The organism is Bacillus sp. SIMBA_074 (genome assembly GCF_046534555.1).
Classification (GTDB): domain Bacteria; phylum Bacillota; class Bacilli; order Bacillales; family Bacillaceae_G; genus Bacillus_A; species Bacillus_A mycoides.
This window is the reverse complement of record NZ_JAWRYM010000040.1, coordinates 23,151-43,085: the sequence shown is the minus strand read 5'-3', so window position 1 is coordinate 43,085 and position 19,935 is coordinate 23,151. Positions and strand designations below refer to the sequence as shown.

Annotated in this window: 19 protein-coding genes and 2 pseudogenes; 6 read left to right on the top strand and 15 right to left on the bottom strand. The window is 36.3% G+C overall.

The window, feature by feature from the left end; genetic code table 11:
- The first annotated feature begins 452 nt into the window (after positions 1 to 452).
- The 6 genes from SB773_RS27275 (at position 453) to SB773_RS27250 (ending at position 4,345) form a co-directional block, all read left to right on the top strand.
- The gene (locus tag SB773_RS27275; protein WP_410593297.1) at positions 453 to 944 is read left to right on the top strand and encodes a hypothetical protein; all 492 of its coding nucleotides are present in this window, start codon (positions 453 to 455) and stop codon (positions 942 to 944) included.
- Between the two features lie 331 nt (positions 945 to 1,275).
- Entirely contained in the window at positions 1,276 to 1,551 is a 276-nt protein-coding gene (locus SB773_RS27270; RefSeq protein ID WP_410593295.1) for a TIGR04197 family type VII secretion effector, read from the top strand.
- Between the two features lie 42 nt (positions 1,552 to 1,593).
- Positions 1,594 to 1,956: a DUF3958 family protein gene (locus tag SB773_RS27265; protein ID WP_097854973.1), complete on the top strand. Its 363-nt coding sequence runs from the start codon at positions 1,594 to 1,596 to the stop codon at positions 1,954 to 1,956.
- A complete protein-coding gene (locus tag SB773_RS27260; RefSeq protein WP_410593293.1) occupies positions 1,953 to 3,572 on the top strand; it encodes a T7SS effector LXG polymorphic toxin in 1,620 nt (539 codons plus the stop codon). Before SB773_RS27265 ends, SB773_RS27260 begins: the two co-directional genes overlap by 4 nt.
- Positions 3,556 to 4,170 carry an immunity protein Imm33 domain-containing protein gene (locus tag SB773_RS27255; RefSeq protein WP_410593291.1) on the top strand — a complete coding sequence of 205 codons (615 nt, stop codon included), beginning with the start codon at positions 3,556 to 3,558 and terminating at the stop codon, positions 4,168 to 4,170. Before SB773_RS27260 ends, SB773_RS27255 begins: the two co-directional genes overlap by 17 nt.
- Before the next feature lie 40 nt (positions 4,171 to 4,210).
- Positions 4,211 to 4,345, top strand: a complete 135-nt coding sequence (locus SB773_RS27250) for a hypothetical protein (protein ID WP_410593289.1) — start codon at positions 4,211 to 4,213, stop codon at positions 4,343 to 4,345.
- A gap of 56 nt (positions 4,346 to 4,401) precedes the next feature.
- Here SB773_RS27250 and SB773_RS27245 read toward each other — a convergent pair whose 3' ends face one another.
- From SB773_RS27245 to SB773_RS27175, 15 genes and pseudogenes are all read right to left on the bottom strand, one after another.
- The gene (locus tag SB773_RS27245; protein WP_410593287.1) at positions 4,402 to 5,466 is read right to left on the bottom strand and encodes an N-acetylmuramoyl-L-alanine amidase; all 1,065 of its coding nucleotides are present in this window, start codon (positions 5,464 to 5,466) and stop codon (positions 4,402 to 4,404) included.
- A complete protein-coding gene (locus tag SB773_RS27240; RefSeq protein ID WP_410593285.1) occupies positions 5,463 to 5,702 on the bottom strand; it encodes a holin in 240 nt (79 codons plus the stop codon). The genes SB773_RS27245 and SB773_RS27240 overlap by 4 nt, the downstream gene beginning before the upstream one ends.
- Complete coding sequence (locus tag SB773_RS27235) at positions 5,702 to 5,938, bottom strand: hemolysin XhlA family protein (RefSeq protein WP_002088077.1); 237 nt, start codon at positions 5,936 to 5,938, stop codon at positions 5,702 to 5,704. The genes SB773_RS27240 and SB773_RS27235 overlap by 1 nt, the downstream gene beginning before the upstream one ends.
- A gap of 98 nt (positions 5,939 to 6,036) precedes the next feature.
- On the bottom strand, positions 6,037 to 10,860 hold the full coding sequence (locus SB773_RS27230) for a phage tail spike protein (RefSeq protein WP_410593283.1): 4,824 nt from the start codon (positions 10,858 to 10,860) through the stop codon (positions 6,037 to 6,039).
- Positions 10,857 to 12,344, bottom strand: a complete 1,488-nt coding sequence (locus tag SB773_RS27225; protein WP_410593281.1) for a distal tail protein Dit — start codon at positions 12,342 to 12,344, stop codon at positions 10,857 to 10,859. Before SB773_RS27225 ends, SB773_RS27230 begins: the two co-directional genes overlap by 4 nt.
- Before the next feature lie 41 nt (positions 12,345 to 12,385).
- Positions 12,386 to 14,788 (bottom strand): annotated as a pseudogene (locus tag SB773_RS27220) (phage tail tape measure protein); the annotation flags it as partial.
- 260 nt (positions 14,789 to 15,048) lie between these two features.
- Positions 15,049 to 16,257, bottom strand: a pseudogene (locus SB773_RS27215) (hypothetical protein); the annotation flags it as partial.
- 17 nt (positions 16,258 to 16,274) lie between these two features.
- Entirely contained in the window at positions 16,275 to 16,463 is a 189-nt protein-coding gene (locus tag SB773_RS27210; RefSeq protein WP_229193772.1) for a hypothetical protein, read from the bottom strand.
- A 26-nt stretch (positions 16,464 to 16,489) separates the two neighbouring features.
- Entirely contained in the window at positions 16,490 to 16,852 is a 363-nt protein-coding gene (locus tag SB773_RS27205) for a hypothetical protein (RefSeq protein ID WP_002128744.1), read from the bottom strand.
- Between the two features lie 6 nt (positions 16,853 to 16,858).
- On the bottom strand, positions 16,859 to 17,452 hold the full coding sequence (locus tag SB773_RS27200) for a major tail protein (RefSeq protein ID WP_410593278.1): 594 nt from the start codon (positions 17,450 to 17,452) through the stop codon (positions 16,859 to 16,861).
- Positions 17,453 to 17,782: a hypothetical protein gene (locus SB773_RS27195; RefSeq protein WP_410593276.1), complete on the bottom strand. Its 330-nt coding sequence runs from the start codon at positions 17,780 to 17,782 to the stop codon at positions 17,453 to 17,455. It abuts the gene before it with no gap.
- Positions 17,779 to 18,123, bottom strand: coding sequence for an HK97 gp10 family phage protein (locus SB773_RS27190; protein ID WP_410593274.1), 345 nt, complete (start codon positions 18,121 to 18,123; stop codon positions 17,779 to 17,781). The genes SB773_RS27195 and SB773_RS27190 overlap by 4 nt, the downstream gene beginning before the upstream one ends.
- Position 18,124: 1 nt before the next feature.
- Complete coding sequence (locus SB773_RS27185; protein WP_410593272.1) at positions 18,125 to 18,475, bottom strand: phage head closure protein; 351 nt, start codon at positions 18,473 to 18,475, stop codon at positions 18,125 to 18,127.
- Between the two features lies 1 nt (position 18,476).
- Positions 18,477 to 18,770 (bottom strand): hypothetical protein, encoded by a 294-nt coding sequence (locus tag SB773_RS27180; protein WP_410593270.1) that lies wholly within the window; start codon positions 18,768 to 18,770, stop codon positions 18,477 to 18,479.
- A gap of 5 nt (positions 18,771 to 18,775) precedes the next feature.
- Entirely contained in the window at positions 18,776 to 19,933 is a 1,158-nt protein-coding gene (locus tag SB773_RS27175; protein WP_410593268.1) for a phage major capsid protein, read from the bottom strand.
- Between the last annotated feature and the right edge of the window lie 2 nt (positions 19,934 to 19,935).

Sequence of the window (19,935 nt, the reverse complement as noted above, 5' to 3'; positions counted from 1 at the left end):
AGGTTGACGCCAACAGGGTGATGACAAAACCAATAAACATTTTCATTCTTCTTCTATTATATATAGTACATCATGAAGAGTTGAATTTATTTAATTATCAAATCCCCATATTCACAGTATAAAGTATATCATATCATTTGATGTATCTTGTATTACCTTTGTGTATTCTATTGCAAATAAAACAAAATGTAATGTCTTCTGTTTGCATTAAGTGTATTTAATTTATTTTAAGTGTGTGGTCATTTTTGTGGTCGGTGGTCAAAAGAGCTGAGTTTATTTTCAACTCTTTTTTTATTGAAACTCTTGGACAACGTACACTTTTATATAAAATCAAACTTTTAAAATATTGTATTAATTGGTATGATTTACTTAATTTAAGGGGACGTTTTTATGAGGTTTCATAAAACAGCTGATTAAGAAACCTTTGTTATCGAATTAGAGGAGGAATAAAAATGTATAAAAAGTTAATAAGTCTTTGCATAGGTGGATTTCTAATTATAGGACTAACAGCATGTAGTTCAACTGACGAAAATAAAACAAGTGAAAAAGTCAATACTAAACCTCCTACTGAAAACAAAAAAGATTTAACATCTCAAGATGAGCTAAATAAAAAAATTAAACAAGAGGCAACGGAAGTAAGTTTCGTTAAGGCTAATGGTGATCAATACGAGCAAGGAACACGTCTAAAAGCTACTGGAACTGTAGATTTATTGTTAAAATCTGCGACGCTACCTTCCTTTATCATAAGCACAAATGAAAATGACGGAAAAGGCATGTACACTATTCAAATTGCTCAAAGTGGAGTGCAATCGAACGAAAGTGAAATAACACTAAAAAATGGAGTGAAAATAACTAAAGGTACAACTGTAACTATTTATGGTGCCTATGATGGAAAAGACAAAACAGGCACACCTAAAATTAGTGCAACAGTTATTGAACAATAAAAAAAGCCGTCATAATGACGGCTCTTATTTTTGTTAATCAAACTATTCTTTTGTAAAATATCATTATAATATAAATTATCAACATCAATTTATTACTTTCCTATTAGTGTTTTACCTCTACGTTATACTAAATTACCTATTGAAAACTATAACAACCATATAGGTTATAAAATATATTTTCCCAAAGAAAATTTATCCATTTATTGTTATAATTATATCCGTGATATTTTTCTAGAGGGGGTTCCTTTAAAGAACAATAGAATAACGGAAATCCATACTAGGCACTCCCCTTCTTTAATACGTTCATAGAAATATAGAAAGGGTTTATACGATGGGACAATTTCAAAGTAATTTTCAATCAGTACAACAAATCGCTACGCAAATGAGATCAGCTTCTGGTACCATCCAAAGTGCAACAAAGCGCTCTATAAAAAAAGCGACGCGTACTACACTTTCTGTTAATTCAAAAGCACAAGAAGCGAACCAACAAGTTTTAGATTTGACGAAACAATTTTCCGCAGCCTTCCAACAAGCGGTCGATAATATTCATTTGGTAGCCAAAGAGTTTGAGAGAATGGATCACGAGCTTCACAACAATTTCCGCTAATATGACCACCTTCGTAAAGATCAAGCGGTAGGAGGAATAAAGATGGACCAAAATATCGAAAACCAAATTAAACAGTTAAGTCAAAAATTACGAAGTGTATTTGAAAAACAGGACCGAAATCAATTCGCGCTTCGAACTCAGGAACAAGCGGAAGCTGATTTTCACGAATTGAAAAATCGAAGCAACCGCTTATTTAACCGTATTTTAGAAACTTGGCACAACGATAGAGAGTTATCTCATTTCTTTATAAATATCCGTCAAGAAGCACAACACATTGAGCGAAAACTTACATTTGAATTAGAAAACCAAAAAGAAACATTACTTAAAGAAAGACGCAACCTTAGTGATTCAGAAAACGACCTATCCTACCAGCAACAACAATTAGCAAGGGAGGTCAATGCATGAGTTTAAATATGTATTTGGGAGAAGTACAAAGCCAAACTCAAAGCATGAATGCTGTATGTACAGCTACCATTCAAGGTATGGAACAAGCCATTCAATCGATTGATGCTTTTACAAGTGATACCGTTCTACAAGGGCAAACTTACGATAGTGCAAAAGCATTTTTCACAGAAACCTTTCGCCCTTTAGCACAAGGAATCATATACTTATGTGAAGAATTAATCCGTCAGAACGATGCCTTTCCAAGTCAATTTCAATCACAAGTAGCTCAGGCAGATGTAATTGAACAAGAAATATTAGAACAAATTCGAGAGATTGACCGAATGAAAGCAAGTATGGAAGCCATCACTCAAACTATGCCAATACCAGGTATAGACGCTATGGCAAATCTTTTTACTGTCATGAGGAAAAAACTGCAAGAAAAGTTAGATCATCTACATGAATTTAATCAAACGTCTAGCAATAACTATGCTACAGCAATTCAATTAGCTACTAGTATTGCTACAGGTCTTGCAGAAGTACAAAGTGGAAAAGGTTTTAGTCCTGCAAGTGGTACATTTAGTACACAAGGATTGAATATGGAGTGGACGACTTCTATCCAGGCAATTACAGAAGATAGGAATCGTCAGGCTGATAATTCAATTGAAGAAGGTGCAATGTGCGGTAAAATTCCGCCTAAATCTGACTTCGAGAAGGCTTGGGAAAGAGAGAAAAAAGATCTAAGTGATGCATGGACTGGTATTTCTACAGGTTTTGTAGATGGTGCTGTAGATGCATGGGAAGGATTCGTAGCTTTAGGCGATAAAGAAACGTGGTTAAACATGCGAGATGCAATTATTAATTATAAAGAAACACTTCCTGCTGCATGGAATACTTTATCAGATTCATTCATTAATGATTTCTGGAACGGAGATATGGAAAGTAGAGAGCACTATGCTGCCTATGGTGTAGCATCATTATTAACAGGTTTTATTGGTGATAAAGGTCTTAGTAAAGCAGGACAAGCAGGGAAGGTAGCAATCGCTGCCAACCTAGCAAAAGGAAAGTCGTTTATGACTAATTCTGCTGCATATAGAAATACATTAAATGATTTTAAGTTGAACACTGGAAACCGTTTTGCTTATGCTGATGTTGGAGGAAGTTCTATAAAATATGAACTTGGTGGGGCATACCAAGAAGCGAAAGACTTATTAAATCAATTTGCGGTTTCAAAAGAGGAATATAAAGATTTAAGGAAGAGAACACCCAATGATAGGATAAGAAAAAACGTAAATACAGATGTACCCAAAGTTGACCCTGTATATGGTTATGAAGTTGAAAAACTTGAAGCTGACCATATTGTTTCGATGAAAGAAATAACGGACATGGAAGGTTTTGACCTATTACCGAGAGAACAACAAATAGAAGTGCTTAATATGGATGTAAACTTTGTTGGACTTGGAAAACCAACAAATGCTTCTAAGAATGCAAAAGATTGGAGTACATGGCCGGGGCATCCTAAATACGGTAAGGTTCCCGAAATTATAAGACTAGAAATGTTAGAACGTGAAGCAGCGTCTAGAGAAGCTTTGAAAAAATCAATAAAAGAGAGGTTACAATCCATTGAAAACAATAGTTAAAAATATAGGTGGTAAAAAGATAATAGCTACAGCAGAAGAACATTTAAGCCCCCAGATAGAAAAGTTATTGTATTTGCTAACTAAAGTAGAAGATAACAAATTAGTTGATGGATTTTCTATACAAGTTGGTTGGTCTATTTTTGTTCTATCCAAACGTGAAGATGGGTATCACATTATTGCCTCAGATTATACAAAAAATCCTTTTAAGGATACTACAGATGATTTAACAATTGCTTTATGGGTGCAATTAGAACAAGTACACTGTTTACGTCAGTTGAATATTGATGGTGAAATGATAAAGTTTAGCGATAAAATAGTGACTGCAAAAAATGTGTTACAACTAGATGAGGTTTATTTACAAAGAGCTAGGGATTGTGAAAAAGGTGATTCTGGTTGGTATATCGGTCCTGTCGATGAAACAGAAGAAACTGAAGGTGAATTAGAAGCATTTTACGCATATCAGCTACTAAAAATTAGACCTTCAATTATTCAAGTTTTAGCCTTACCTTATGAATATCTGGTAGTTTTTGAGAAAGATAAAATCAAAGCCATTTTAGATGATAACGATGTCGATGTTTGGAATGGAGTTGCAAACTGAGATTAGTTAAGTTTTAAAATAATTGATAGGAGTTAACCACATGGACTCCAAAGCTTCGAAAATTCTAGGAATATTAGACGATTATGAGGAAAGAGAAATTTTGGTAATGCTAGAAGCTGAAGCAATGGTTTACATTAAACTAGACACTTACAGGATGGAAAATAATCAATTATGAATAATAAAAGAGCATCCCTCCATTAAAACAGGAATGCTCTTTTTTAAATTTTTCTACTATTTCACATACACATAGGCTTCATTTGTAGTTATATAGTATGTTTTACCTTTGCTATTGTATACTTTATATTGTGGTGATCCATTTACACTTAACTTCGCATCGATTGTAAACCCTAATCCTGCATCTACAGAACCAGCCACGTCTTTATCCTGCCAAGATGGAGCATCATAGAAACGTAGATTGTTAACTTTTGAAACAACACGCTTTCCAACAATAGAAGAATCTACTGTGCTTTTCTTGTTAAACTTCACATAAGATGGATCGTTCTTAATCCACTGATCTCCACCGAGATTTAACCAACCATCCTTTTCCGCCCACACAATATAAGATTCTGGTTTGTTTAGTTGACGAATCTTAGAATAGCTCGTACCTGGTCCTTTACGTAAGTTGACGTTGTAACCTTCAATATAGGCGATACCGTCTGTTACTGCTGTCGGTACTTCTGCTGGTTTAGAAGGTTTTTCCGGAACAGAAACTTCTACACTAGAATTATTATATGCACGTTGTACATCAGCACGGAATTGAGCTTCAGAAACACCATGACTACGTAAATAATCAAGTGGATCTTCATGATCTGTACCCCCAAGGTATTTTGTCACATCATAATGAGTCCATAATCCTTTTTCTACAGATAATCCTCGATTTCGCAAGATTTTAGCTAGTAATTTTACATATTTATCATAGCTGCGTTTAAACTTCTCATAATCTCTTGTTTCACAAAGCTCTATGTGTACAAAACGTTTATTCGCACCTGGCCCTGCACCATAAGCAATGTATTTTGCATCAGCAATCTGAATTGTTTCGTTCCAATCAACTGCATAATGAACAAAAGCTGAACGCCATGTACGAGACTCATATTTTTGAATGTTAATAGCTGGCGCTTCTGGAGTTGCTGTAGAATGCGCTACAACGCCTTCATAAGCGCCAACACCATTACGATATGGTTGTTTAGGTAAATCAGGAATAATAAGCGTTCTATCAGCAAAAGCACTTGTAGCAAAAGAACCAGCAAGTACTAGAATCATAAGAAACGAGGTAATATGTTTCATTGTCTTTTTCATTTAGCATCAACATCCTTTTTCATAATTTTTGTGTGGTCAAATAATCCACTTGCTGATAGTCCAATGATGATTCCTTGAAATACACTTGCTTTGATATCTCCGTCCAAAAATAAAACGCCTAGCACAATGCCAAGCGTTAAATTCAATAACGGAACATATTTTGTTTGTAATCCAATTGTTTTTGCAATCTGTGAAAGACCAACTGCAATTCCAATCATTACAGTAATCTCAATCATTACATACCACCTCCCTTCAACAATAAACCGATAAGTGCTGTTACGATTGCACCAATAATGATACGGAGAATCCAAGTAGTATTGGCGCTAATCTTCTCAAGCTGTTTGTTTATATTCACAATGTCCTTTTCATTGACAGTGGTACGTGTTTCTATGTTTCGGATGTCTCGTTGCATATCTTTTTGATCTAACTTTATCTGTTGGATCTCTTGCTTTAATTCTTGAATTTCTTGCATTGGTTCAGCTCCTTTCAAAATAAAAAGAGAGACGATTGCTCGTCCCTCTTTGGAATAAATGCCGTATTTTGTTCAAAATAAAAAACTGCTTATGGCTGCTATAGTTTCTCGTTAATTAATTTTTGAACTAACTCTTCTAATGTTGCTATTTTTCTGTTCATTAATGTAATTTCTTCATTATGCTTCCTCTCGTTTTCTTGTATTTTCTCATTTTGAACTTCTTCAAGTTCTTGTAAAGCTTTTATAGTAAGTGATGCGTATGAATACAAGTGAATCCCTTTCCCGCTTTCATCCACAAATGCTTCATCAGATTCATCTACAATTGCTCCATAATACTTTTTTATATCTTGCGTTGTTACTGGTGGGTCATCGGGATCCTTTTCTTCTCTCATTTTGTAAAGCTCATTTACTGCGTTCTTATAGTTAAATTCTCTTACTCTAACATTTCTAATCTTTTCTAAAGCAGAAAAAGACACATCACGAATATTAGATTTATATTCACGTAGCGAAGGGCTCATAAAGTTACCTTGAACAGCGCCCCATCCGTTTTGAGTAACAGATGACTTAACTTGGAGAACTCCGGTATATCCTGCTACACGGCTATTACGTAATGTGATATTAGGTAATCTTAAATCTGCATCTGAGCTATTATCTTCGATTGCTAATGTAGATTGATATAGACCACTTTTTCCTCGTCTGAAATGCCAGTTTCCATTTCCGGCATAAAGAGCATGATAGTCGTTTGCGTGTAGAACACTAATTCCGTTTCTGTTAAGCTCCCAAAACACAGATTTTCTTATCTCACTATCAACTATGTCATCAGTAATACCAATGTTCGCACTAGCTTGAGGCCATCCGGTCCCCATTTGAGATATAAATAAAGTACCTTCAGGAGCGCTAGTTTTTTCATCTGATCCTAAGATGAAAGTTGGTTGTACTGCACCGTCTCGTCTTCGATAATATCCAAGAAACGCTCTAGGGACACCACTTTCATATAGACGTAAAAACTGGTCATCTAAGCTTACATAGTTATTGGTATTTGATGTTCTAATTTGGCAACCACTTAACAAACCTGCCATTAACCACTCTGCTTTCACTTTTCCGACTAAATCTATTCTTGCCGCATTTAGCTTAATATTTTCTTTGCTCATATTGAATGCTGCGATAACATCGTTTTCTTTTACAGAGATACTAACGCCTTTTTCAGTTAGCTGAAGGCGACTTTCCATATCTCTTACATATCCTGAGGTAGCAAATTGCCCATTCGCTTGTTCTTTTGTATATACTTCTGTTGTTTTAGCTGATGCATTTATACCTTTTTCATTAATAGTAAAGCGGTTATCAATTTGAGTCACTTTCTGATTGAACTGCTCCGTTGCAAGCTTGTTCGCTAGTTCTGCAAGTAGATCTTCTTTATTTTTATTAACCGTATTCTTTAAATCAGGAATCTTAAATCCAGCAACATAATCTTCGACTTGCTTGATTTCAACTTTTGCCCCGATTGCTGCTGCCTGTTGTTCAATTTTAGAATTGGCACCAGTAAGCTTCTTTCCTTGGTCGGATACTACATTGTTTAAAGTAGTAACTGTGGAAGATAATCCGCTTGCTGTTTGCTCAACAGTAGTCATCCGCTTTTCAAATCCAGTTTGGCTGTTTTGTACATTTGTTACAGTGGTTTTTACGCCATCCACACTTTTTTCAATATCTGTTGTTTTCTTATTGAATTCATCCGTTGATACTTGGTCTTCTGAAGGAGTACGATAACTTGTTGGTATATTTCCTTCTTCTAATTGCATGTTTCTAATCTTGATGTTTGTAATTTTTGTAGGAGTCCATCCACCACCTACACCAAGAACTGAATTGTCATAGAAATCTTGTGTGATATTGTCAGGTATTATAAACGTAGCGGACACTTTAACCCATTGACCCGCTATTGTTTTAGGCGTACGCATGATTCGTTTTGCAACAACGTCATTGTCGTTTGTTCCCGTAACGGTAGTAACACCAAAGTTGTTAATATCCATCGCGGTTGGGATAACTTCGTCAGCGTAAATTTCATAGCTGATTGTGTATGTTCTACCCACAAGTAACGTGGCATTTTTAGTATTGTATAAAATACCTTTCCAACTACCACTAGACCCAGCAGGAATTGTTATGTTCCACCATTTATTACTATCGTCATACGTTATGCTTGTTCCCCCAGCTGCACCAAAGGATTTTTGTTTATAAAAGTTCTGACCGCCAATTTTAATATCATCAAACTTCTTTTCTACGCTCTCCAACTTCTCACTAATCTTCCCAGCTTTTTCTGTAATTTCAGTTGTTGTTTTCTTAAGGTCATTTGTTGTTTGCTGCACATCAGAAATAGTCTTTTTTGTACCTTCTACAGTGGATTCAACCGTATTTAATTTATTACTAATATCACTATCTTTTTTAGTTAACGACTCAATAGAATTTTTAAATCCATCTGCGGTTTGTTCTGATTTAGTAACACGTTCTGTAAGCTTACCTTGTTCGTTTTGCACATTAGAAACAGTAGTATTAATACCTTTAATAGTCGTCTCAATCTCTACTGTTTTTTTATTGAAATCCGTTGTTGTTACTTGGTCTTCTGGTGCTGGTGAATACTCTGTAGCAACGGTCCCCACTTCCACTTTCCATTCTTTAAGTTCAACAGTACCTTTAAGATCATGAATTAAAGAATTTGCTGTGATAGATTCGATTTCTTTATCTTTCATTTGATGTGTGAAGTTATATGACTTCCAATCAGAATCCGCGGGTAACGTAGTTTCGGCACGAATACCTAACCAAGAGGTTTCGCCGTCTTTATATTTAACAGTAAGTTCTAATCCCGCGTATGGTTTTTCCACGCCTTTAGAAACCCCTTTTGATTTAGCTTTTAAACTGATAGTAAATGATTTACCTCGTAATAGAAGGGGAGCGTCAACCGTAAGCTTGAATGATTTACTTACAGAAACCGTCGGTGTAGTGTTCACGCCAGTTAGCACATTATCAGTATTTAATAAGATATTACGTACACTAATTACCGTATTATCAACTTTCGTTTTAAGTTCGGTAAGAGTCCGCTTCGTACCATCAGCGGTTGTCTTAATCTCATTCGTTTTCTTTTCAAGTTGAGACAAACCGTCATTCGTTTTCGTTAGCTCTGAATTCTCTGCTTTCTGTGTAAGAGCTTCGTTTGTTTGACCAATAGAGGTGTTAACGTCCTTAAATTTTTGTACGTTTCCTTGCTTGTCAGTTTCATAAATTTGTTTACCTATAAATCCATTATTAATCTCATCTTTTGTGAAAACACCGGATTTATCAGCTTTATCTTTAATTTGTTCCTTAACAAAATTTGAGTCTACTTTTCCCTGAACCTCTTTTTTTACATCAGAAATTTGCCCAGCTATTGCTTGAGCTTCTTTCTGAACATCAGCTACTTTGGTATTCAACTCTTGTTTTGTGGATTCAATTTGTGTATTTACTTGCTCTAATGTTTCCTTCTTCACTTTCTCCACATCAGGAACAACCGACTCCCAAGCTGTACCTGTCCATATTTTCAATATACCAGGCTTACCATTGCTAATATCACGCCAAAGTGTTTTATAAGGCTTTAGTCCTGTTGTTGGTGGATTCTTTGCTTCAATGATTTCCACAGTGTTATTTTTGATGTTTTCTTGAACCTTTTCAGCAAGTGTCTTTGCTGCTTCCGATTCCTTCTTAGCATTACTAGCTGTTTCATTAGCTTCTTTCACTAATTTATCTAGCTGATCTAACATTTCTTGTTTATTCCCTAACGAACTAAGAATACGGTTATAAATCTTTCTTAACTCATCATTTGGATCAACAATTTCACGGTAATCTCCGAAGACATATTTATCTTGTGTAGGATCTTTAAAGGATTCATCACCAACAATTGCCCTTGCTTCTAAATACAATTTTGGTGTAAAATCTGTATCTTTTATTCGGATTGTATCGCCCTCATTAATTAACTCATGAGCTAGTCTGAACACACGACCAATTGATTGTGCTTCAACTTCATAAAAAACAGAAGAATTCACACGCTTTTTTAACTCAGTATTCATAAGGGTCATTAAGCGTTTAGGATTCATATCTTGGTCTTCTGTCTCTGGACTATAGAAGCCAAACTTATGCTGCCCCTTCTCACTCCATCTTTGAAAAGCATCGCTGTCCACAAGATAAGGGACACCGTTATTTATTTCGGTAATAGTAACAAACTCTCCGCCTTCTTTTTTCACGAAACCCAATAAGGCTGTACAAATGTTTTGAGAGTTTTCGATCCGTTTAATTCCCATCAAATCTTTGCCGAGAGTTACTTCTTTTCCTGTTTCTCGACCACGCTTCTTAATCATATCAACATAACGACCAACGACTTGAGAGCCTATGACCTCTGCGCGATAGTGGATTTCTAATTCAAACAATGAAGCTATCTTTTTAAGGAGAGTCAACGGATCAATAAATTCATCAATCGTCATAGAGCGGAAACTAGCATATTCTAAATTTCCTTTTTTCCACTTCGTACCTGCAAGAGCGATATCCACCATTTCAATTACTGTCTTACCTTCTAGTTTTTGTGGAGGGATAATGCCAGCTTTAGCAAGTTGAACCCATTCACCAGATGCATAAGCGATTACTGATCTATCATCAGAATCCTTTTCAATTTCAGTAATTACATAAGGGACGATACGACCATCACGCACTTCTTTTAACACTAAATTCTGCTGCATAAGTGTGGCTGAATGCTTTGTATTATCAAATACTCGAAACTCTAATGTATCAATGTTATTTTTGATTTCCCAATGCCTTTTATCATCCCAATAATCTTTAGGCTGAATAGATGCTACAATTTGTTCTGTTTTAAAATCAACAACATGCAATTCACCACTTGGCGTTCTCATCTGTATCTCTCCCTGTAACTAATTGTCGCTGTAACATCTGGTGGCATAATATCAATACGATTATCCCCACGTATGATTTTAGGAAACTCACTAAATATATCTTTAATATTAATAGCATCTTTTCCGTTAATCGTAACAAGGCTTCTTTCTGTATCTATAATTACTTTGTCTCCTGTATCGAAAATAAAGGGCTTTGTATTGGAAGGGACTTTGTTTATCTTCCAAATCTTTAAATCATCAATTTGCATGGTATAAACAGGTGTATTTCTATCCCACCGACAAATGGCAATCATGACTTGTGCAATCTTTCTTTCCGTCATCGGATTCCCTGTTTCGTCAATCCAACGTTCAACAAGTGAAGCATCGTCTATTTCTGTACCATCTCTAAAACGTGCCACATAGACAGACCATTCTTTCCCACGTCTTGCAATACGTAATCTTCCATTGAAATTATTAAATGTATTAGGATGAGCACCAGTTGTATCAACTAATTTTCTTATACTATTTGGCGTTCCATTATTCCCAACTCTCATATATGCCTTTGTAATTTCAGCATCCGCATATAAATCATTCATATTAATACGAGCTACCACATTACTCGCTTCATCTAAAAGTAGGACTTCCACACGCCCCATTTGATCTATATTTTTAGATTGCAAATGTACTCTTGCTTCCATTTCGAAATCTTGAATCGGGCCACCAGGTATACTTTTCTTTGCAATACCGCCATGAAATTCTTTCGTACCTTCTGCACCGTAATATGGACAATAAATTGCTGTTCCATCTTTCACCTTTAGTTCGCCTGTACCCTTCATTTCTTCCACCTGTCCGGTAACAGGAGTCCAACCTACAATGGATGACATTTCATCCCACAAGACTCGTTCTCGCTCTTGTACAGTTGATTCTTCCACAGTTAACGGATAGCCAATACGGAAATAGTTTCGCTCTAAAGGATATTTACCAAACCATACATCTAAGAAGGTGCTTGGTTTTTTCACAACCATTTCAATTATTGGTGGCGCTTCTACGCTTCCTTCATTAGTAAAATTAGAGGTTATTTCTGTAGACCAATTTTGAGTAAAGGTGTGTGTATTGGTTTTCCCTAACTTATAAGGCATTGGACAAATAAATTTAATAACTCCTTGTCCAAGTGTTACAAACTCATCCGGATCAAAACTATCATCCACAACAGCTAAATACGTTCTATTTGGTTCTACATCAAAAGTAAGTTCTGTTGATTGCTCTGTAATTAACCAATTTGCGATTTCTTCTTTTAATAGTTCTAAGTCTCCACCATCAGGAACAATAATTCCGACAGGAATAGAAAGAACACGAATTTCGGTTTGTGTGTTTAATAACCTTGCACCAGGATAACCTGGAACACTTAATAAATTCCTCTTCAATGGCGCCCAAGTCGGTCTTTTCCATCCTTTTTCTATTTGAACAAATTCTTTACGTTCTTTGTTAAATGTAAAAGAAGTCATTTTGACACCTCATTTCTCTATAAAATAAAAGAAACCCAAACCTAAAAGTCTGAGTTTCTTTGTTCTTCTCTTCGTTGATATTCAGTTGTATGTCGGTAAGTCCCACGCGCAACCACTCTACCATCTAATGTGACAGGTACTTCAATTAATAAATCGCCACCTTGCATCGGTACCGCTCCACTAACACCTGATTGTTCAGGAGAATAATTGAATACTTGATTTGCGACACTACTTGTCATAGCTTGTCTACTATTTGACATACTTCCATACACACCACTCATAACAGTTTTTAATCCTGATAACTGGCTCATAGAACTATCCATCATACGACTCATATCACTCATTAATTGACTCATAGATCCAGTCGTGCCAACCATAGTCGCGGCAATTCCTGCACCAATGTCTCCAAGTGTCTTTTTATTTAATGGTAAAACCGCTTCTCGTCCCGCTTCTCCAGCACCTTGCAAGTTTCCACCATTCATTCCAAAGATAGTTGGTTTAGTGAAAATACCACCTTTTGCACGCCAATCAATATTGATTCCAGAAGGATAAGTAACATCTTTACCTAAAACGTTTTTCGTGCTTGTTTCCAAGCTAAAATGTGGAAGAGGTGGCATTTCAGGTTTTGGAATCTTTAACTTCAAGTCACTAAAGAATCCCTTAATCTTCCCAATAAACTTTTCTATGCTGTCAACTGCATCTTTTATTGGATCTACAATAAATCGTTTCGCTGCTTCAAATTTTTCTTGCGCTGCATTCTTTACCGCATCAAATTTTTCTTTAGCTGAGTTATATAAATCGGTGAATTTTTGCTTGGCTTGATTATACGTTTCAGTTACCGGATCGATCACGTATTTCTTTACTAAATTCCAAGCTGTAAGTGTATAAGATTTTATTGTTTCCCAATTACTTAATATCCAGTTTGCTAGATCTGAAAGCTTTTGTTTCGTTGTAGTCCACAATTCTTGTACTGGTTGAATAACATACTGTTTTATTAAATTCCAACCTGCTAGTGTATAAGATTTCGCTGTTTCCCACTGTGAACCAAGCCAAGAAACCAAATCAGAGAATTTTTCTTTCACCAATCTCCAAGTCTCCTGTACTGGTTGAATAATATATTGTTTAAATAATCCCCATGCAACTTGTGCCACAGCTTTTGCAATTTCCCATTGTGTACCAAGCCAAGTGACCATTTCACCGATTTTTGTACTTACCCAGTTGTAAGCTTCTTGAATCGGTTGAATAATATATTGGCAGATTGCCGCCCATGCAATTTGTACACCTGCCTGAATTAACAGCCAACCAGCTTCTAAAACGGTAGAAACCGCCGAAATAATTGGATCTAAAACAGTAAGAATTGTATTCCAAGTATCTTGCCAAGCTTGCGTTAACATGCCCCACAATTCGGTAGCTGTTGTAACTAAAGAAGTCCACCAAGAAGAAGCTGTTTCAACAATTCCAGACCATAAGCTACTAAAGAATTCGCCTATTGGGTCAAAAAAACTATGCATCATTTCTGTGAATGAAGCCCAAGCTCCAGAAAAGAATTCAACAATTGAATTCCATGCATTACTACATACCTCACCTATAGCTGTCCATAAATCACTAAAAAATTGACCAATGGGATCAAAAAACTCATGCATTGTTTCTAAAAATGAACTCCACGCTTCACTGGATGATTGAACTATACCGCCCCAAAGCTCTACTAAATATTCCGTAATAGAATTACAAATATCTATAATCCATTGTTTAATGTCATCAAAGTTTTTATAAATCGCAAAACCTATGGCAGCTATAGCGGCTACGATAAGGGGAATAGCAGCAACAATTCCAGCCGCTGCAGCCGCTCCAATCCCGAAGATACTCATGACCGTCACAACTATAGGCGCAAGTGCCATAATCGCACCGGAAATCACACCGATAGCTACTCCGATAGCTGCTAATGTAGCTGCTAATTCCGGATTGCTAGAAATCCATTCAGCAAATTTAGAAACCAGATCTGCTATAACTCCAAGGACTGGTTTAAGTGCCATCTGTAAATCGCCCATTGCTTTTTGAAACTTAACAGCTGGACTTGCATCCATTTTTTTAATAGATTCATTTAATTGGTCTTGATTGTTCTTAAAGTCTATTGTTTTTTGTGATGCGCCTATTAATGTATTAGTGATATTTTGACCTTGATCTTCATACATAGTTGCTAGAACTTTAACTCCGACTTGGTTCTTTTTAATAGGGTCTTCTATTCCTTCAATCGCTTTAGCTACTTCTACCATGGCTTTCGAGCCTTCACTTCCGCCTTTAGCAACAGATGCTCCCCACTTTTCTATTTGTTCTGCGGCAATTCCAGAACCAGCAAGTGCTTCTTTTAAAGCTTTATCTGCTCCTTGAGAAAATTCAGCTAGTTTGATCCGTCCTTCTTTCAATCCATCTAAGAGATTATCAATCATTTATATTCAACGTGATTCGCAACGTCACGCCCGTTCTCTTATGAACTGCTATACGTCACCGTATAGATTAGACTATATCTTCAACTACTTGAGTTGCTCCCCGTTTCGAGTATCATTTGCTTACACCCTACGTCTTTCGACTAGTCGTTGCACGTTCCTTAATAAAAAGGCTTCGCTCAGTATTGTCTCTTTTGAGAGTTCCACTGAATTAAAGGAGTTTTTCATTGAATGTCGCCATACAAGGGAACTATAATCTAATTCCAACTACCCGTTTCAACGCCTGCTTCCATAATCGCCTGAACTTCTTCAGCCTTAAAACCTGCACGAGTCAGCTGACTTCCATATTCGGCAATGATATCTAGTTGCTCTGGTGGAAATCCCATTTTTAGCAACGCATCAACCATACCAAGAGCACTTTCTTGAGATATCCCTAATTCGTTTCCTATTTCGTATGTTTCTTGAATTAACTCTGTGTAGTCTATGCCCTCATAAGCTTGAGATATAACGGCTGCCCCTTTGGCAATCGATGCATTCGCTTCATCACTAATGTCTTTATTTAAAGCCCATTGTCTACGTACACCAGCAAGTGATTCTTCAGCATCCACCCCATAAGCGGTAACACCCCTAATAGCTTCTTCTACTGATTTTTTCGAAGACTCTGGAACATCAAAAGTAATATCAATTTTTGTTTGTAACTTAGATATATCCATTGCTTTTTCAATCGCAGTTGCAATACCACCACCAGCAGCCACACCACCTATGACGTTTTCTAATCCTACCTTTAGTCCTTCAAACTTCTTCTCTGTTCTGTCGGCTTCTTGCTGTAAATCCCTTAACTCATTTCTAACTTGTTGTATTGAGTTACCAGCATCCACAGAACGAAGAGCCCGTTGTAACTTTTCAATATCCGCTTCTGTTCCTAATGCTTCTCGTCCAATAAGACCAATCGCTTGTTCCAACTGCCTGCTAGTAGCTGTTCCGCTTTTAATTGCATTCACAAGACGATTTCCTAATGCCCCTGCAAAATCATCAACGCTTTTTCCTGTAGCGCTAAACAATGTTTCTAATTGTCTTGTTGAACTTGCTACACTTTCTTGCTCAGCTTTCATGTTTCCAAGCTTATTTTTCAACCCGTCAAGTGATCCTTGTGTAAATTCAATTTCACGCCTAAATGAGCGGTATTGTTCTTCAGAAATCTTTCCATTTTGAAATTGTTCCTGAACCTGTTGTTCCGCTGCTTTCAATTTATCTAGCTTTTGTGTTGTATTTTCAATTTGTTGTGTAAGTAACTGTTGCTTTTGCGCTAATGCTTCCACATTTCCTGGATCGAATTTTAATAGTCGCTCAACATCTTTAAGCTCCTTAGTTAAATCATTACTACGTTTATTAACATCTTTTAAAGCATTTTGAAGCCCTGTGGTCTCTCCACCAATTTCAATCGTAATCCCTTTAATTCTTCCTGCCATATTTTCACCTCTCTTTCTTAGAAAGCATTAAAGTCTTTTTGAGTCGCTTTTCTTACTTTGTCTTTCTTCGGATTTTCCATTTCAGCAAATTCAGCAATATAATCAAAGCAATCACCAACAGTCATAACTTCTAAATCTCCATGTGTCAGCTTCGCTTTATAACAAAGAGCAAGGAACGTATCGGTTGTTAATTCGTCATCACCGATTGCTCCTTGCTCTTCATCATCTTCTGTTATTTTTTTTTTGCTCCCATTGTACTTTGAATCATGTCATTAATTTCTGGCATGATATCGTAAATAGGAAACTCGTCAAATCCATCTAGCCATGTAATTGGATCAGGAAGATTTGGATCTGCTGTTTTTGCATATAACCAAACTAAATCGTAAATAACTTCGAAATCGACGTTCTTAAAATCTGCGGTTGATAGGTCGATAGTGCCTTGTGACTCATCTTGCGAGGTAAATGTACCGATAGCTCCTAATGCCATCATATCTGCGAATAAATCACGTCTGAATTGTGCCTTATAGCGTTTAACTGTTGCCGCTGTACCTTTTAATCGAACTTGTTTTCCATCAATTGTAATTGTTTTTTCCATTTATAATTACGCTCCTTTTGGTGCTGCTGGTGTTTTTACATATACTTTTTTGTACCAGTCGTTATAAATTGCTTGAGTTGTTTTAGCAGTCGTTTTCGTTTTAACCATTGGTCTTCCACCAGGTGCTAAAACAATCGGGCTAGAAACAAACTTCAGTTCATTTGTATTTGGCTCAGCAGAACTTGTTTTTGTTTTAGATGCAATCGTTGGACGACTTGCTGAACAGTTATACATAACATGACGGGTTGCGTTCACATCACCATCAAACTCAAATAGTAATGCGAATGTTTTTCCTTTTGCATCAGCCAATTCATTTAATACGCCATCCGTTTCGTCTAACTCCTCACCAAGTGCATCAATAGCAAATTGCTCTGGAATAGTCGCAATGGATAACGTTCCATCATAACCTTGGTTATTACTTGCCGCGTAATAAAGCATGTCATCTGCATAGAATTCAATTAAATCACCGCGTGGCTCAAAAGTTAGTTCAACTCCACCAGGTAATGGAATTGGTGTCCTGAATTTAACTAAAAAATCCTTAGTATCTAATGGTACATAATGTACATTTTTCAAACCGAATGTTACCTTATTTTCATTCATTTACATCAACCTCGTTTCATATGTTTTTTGAAATAATTTCTCAGATTCAATAAAAATCCCATACGAATCATAAGGTATTTCATGATCGTCTAGGACCTTTTCAAGCTTGGCTTCTGCAACCAAGTCCTTTTTTGTGGTATAAAGTTCGATATTTAAATCATTTATCTTGTGATAGACCTTGTTATCAGCCATGAGATTCGCCGAACCGTCCACAAGAAAACAAAGATACGGTGGCGCTGGAACCGGATTAGTTGGTGTTGCTGTGAAATGCGAATAAGCCACAGGAAAACCTGTAGCTTCTAGAATTTTTGTTAATTCACCTAGTGTCATTGTTGAACCGCCCTTTCAATACGTCTTGGCAATTCATCAATTACATACTCTTCAACTGGACGAATATGCACTTCCCCTGGTACTCGACCTCCACCTACTTTTGCATGTCCATTTTCTAAAAGATGGGTTAATTGTCCCTTTGTATTATGAAGAACAACACCATTCCCCTCTTTTTTCTTACGCCAACCTTTACGATAAGCACCTGTTTTTTTAGGACCACTTTTCCTTAATTTACTTACAGCAATATCTGCTACTTCATCGATTTCATTTTCCAATTCTTCTTCCACAACGTTTGCATATCTTTGTAATTCTCTAGTAAGTTCGCTCGCAAAATCGTTCATATTAAGTATGCTCCTTTGCGATAATAGTCAATGTTTGATACATTTCATCATCATTCATTGGCGGTTCGATAATGTCAAAGATACGATTCTTCATTTTAATCCGCATTTCTTCTGTAACACCCGATGTATAAGGGATTACAAATCGATAAATTCGAGTAGCTTGTGAAGCGGAAGCTTCAATGTACTCAGATCCTTTTACCGTTTTTATCATCGCCCAGGCTTTTTTAAATTCTGGCCAAGATGTTTCGATTACTTGGTTTAATTCATCTTTTATTACTACAGGTTGTTCGATATAAATTCGATTGCGAAAATCACCTGTATTCAATGGTTTCTTATATTGAAAAGGACGCATATTAATCACCGTCCAATTTGATTTCTTCTAAAGCTTTTTGAATGCCGAAGCTATTAATTTCAATCAAAAAATTTTCAGTAAAATACTCTAGTGCATCATTATAAACATAACGAGAACGTTCAAAAACTAATTCTTTGAACGTCTCATCTTCATTTATGTCATATGAACCACAGTCTTTTATTAACGCTTTATTGGATGCAAAAAGGATACGTCTTAGATTATCGTCTTCGTCATCACCTAAGCGCATCCTATCTTTGAATTGTTGTAATATTTCATTTGAAATTACCGTTTCCATTCACATCACCCTTGAGTTGGTGGAGTTGGTGCTTCTTCAAGTTTTAATGTGTAAACTTGAGATGTATATTTGTCCTTCGGCTTACCTGTAGCGTATTGTTTAGCGATGTAAAGTGTCGCATCCTCTAAAGCTAATGTTTCTTCATATTTTTTAATTGGTTCAGTTCCGCCCATCGCTGCAATATACTCTCCTTTAACAAAAAACAGGACCTTTCCTTGAGGGACAAACACTGATTCTGTAGGAGTTGGATTGAAAGGTAAGCTTGTCACATACACTCCAGCCGCATTTTGAATTGTTGCATTTGCTTGGATATCAAAAGTATCAAACGGATTTGTTACCATAACGAATTTCCCAGCAATATTTTTTGGTCTGTCTGCATCAGTTTTACCATCAGGATTTAGCTTTTTAGCCAGTAATTTAACAACGCCTTTTAATTCGTTGATTGTTTTGCGACCTGGTTCAAACGTTAAAGTCCCTGCTGTTTTTTTATCTGGATATACTCCTCCAACAACACTTCCACTTGGATCTTTTAACAATCCGATAGGCTCATCTTTACCTGTACCAATTACAAATCCGCGTTCTAAACCTACAGACATAGCTTCTGAAATCATTGTACGAACATATCTTTCCACCCATACTGGACCAAGCTTAAGCATGTCATTTGCCAATGGGATAAATGCCGTTAATTTAAGTTGAGAGATAGACTCTTTTCGGAATGTAGCATTTAGTTGTCCTTTAATATCACCGAATAATGGTCCCCATACAGCTGCACCTTCTGGATCTCCATAGATAAATTCTGTCACAGCACCTAAGTTTTCTAATCCGATATGTTCTAACAACGGATGACCTTGAACTAAATCATCAAAAATTCGTTCTTGTGTTGTCTTAGGTAATGTTTCAGTATCTTTAAATCCACCATCTTGAACGACTGCATTAAAGAATTTCATTTCCTCACTCGTTAATACGTTAGAACCACGAGACTGCATAATAGAACGGTCTACCATAGATTCATTGACTTGATTCAAGATATCGGAACGAACATCTGTAGCAAGTGCTTCAATCATAGAATTTAATGCTGCTGTTTGTTCTTCTGGTGTACCTTCTTGTGTCGCTTTTGCAAAAGCTAGTTTTTTATCTTCAAAGTTATTAAATTTAATTACCATAA

What these genes read in the sequence shown, in the direction of transcription:
- SB773_RS27270 (WP_410593295.1), top strand. Translation starts at nt 1,276, where the DNA reads ATGGGACAATTTCAAAGTAATTTTCAATCAGTACAACAAATCGCTACG.
- SB773_RS27265 (WP_097854973.1), top strand. Translation starts at nt 1,594, where the DNA reads ATGGACCAAAATATCGAAAACCAAATTAAACAGTTAAGTCAAAAATTA.
- SB773_RS27260 (WP_410593293.1), top strand. Translation starts at nt 1,953, where the DNA reads ATGAGTTTAAATATGTATTTGGGAGAAGTACAAAGCCAAACTCAAAGC.
- SB773_RS27190 (WP_410593274.1), bottom strand. Translation starts at nt 18,123, where the DNA reads ATGAACGATTTTGCGAGCGAACTTACTAGAGAATTACAAAGATATGCA.
- SB773_RS27245 (WP_410593287.1), bottom strand. Translation starts at nt 5,466, where the DNA reads ATGAAAAAGACAATGAAACATATTACCTCGTTTCTTATGATTCTAGTA.
- SB773_RS27180 (WP_410593270.1), bottom strand. Translation starts at nt 18,770, where the DNA reads ATGGAAACGGTAATTTCAAATGAAATATTACAACAATTCAAAGATAGG.
- SB773_RS27205 (WP_002128744.1), bottom strand. Translation starts at nt 16,852, where the DNA reads ATGGAAAAAACAATTACAATTGATGGAAAACAAGTTCGATTAAAAGGT.
- SB773_RS27250 (WP_410593289.1), top strand. Translation starts at nt 4,211, where the DNA reads ATGGACTCCAAAGCTTCGAAAATTCTAGGAATATTAGACGATTATGAG.
- SB773_RS27225 (WP_410593281.1), bottom strand. Translation starts at nt 12,344, where the DNA reads ATGACTTCTTTTACATTTAACAAAGAACGTAAAGAATTTGTTCAAATA.
- SB773_RS27185 (WP_410593272.1), bottom strand. Translation starts at nt 18,475, where the DNA reads ATGCGTCCTTTTCAATATAAGAAACCATTGAATACAGGTGATTTTCGC.
- SB773_RS27275 (WP_410593297.1), top strand. Translation starts at nt 453, where the DNA reads ATGTATAAAAAGTTAATAAGTCTTTGCATAGGTGGATTTCTAATTATA.
- SB773_RS27240 (WP_410593285.1), bottom strand. Translation starts at nt 5,702, where the DNA reads ATGATTGAGATTACTGTAATGATTGGAATTGCAGTTGGTCTTTCACAG.
- SB773_RS27235 (WP_002088077.1), bottom strand. Translation starts at nt 5,938, where the DNA reads ATGCAAGAAATTCAAGAATTAAAGCAAGAGATCCAACAGATAAAGTTA.
- SB773_RS27230 (WP_410593283.1), bottom strand. Translation starts at nt 10,860, where the DNA reads ATGAGAACGCCAAGTGGTGAATTGCATGTTGTTGATTTTAAAACAGAA.
- SB773_RS27175 (WP_410593268.1), bottom strand. Translation starts at nt 19,933, where the DNA reads ATGGTAATTAAATTTAATAACTTTGAAGATAAAAAACTAGCTTTTGCA.
- SB773_RS27195 (WP_410593276.1), bottom strand. Translation starts at nt 17,782, where the DNA reads ATGACACTAGGTGAATTAACAAAAATTCTAGAAGCTACAGGTTTTCCT.
- SB773_RS27200 (WP_410593278.1), bottom strand. Translation starts at nt 17,452, where the DNA reads ATGAATGAAAATAAGGTAACATTCGGTTTGAAAAATGTACATTATGTA.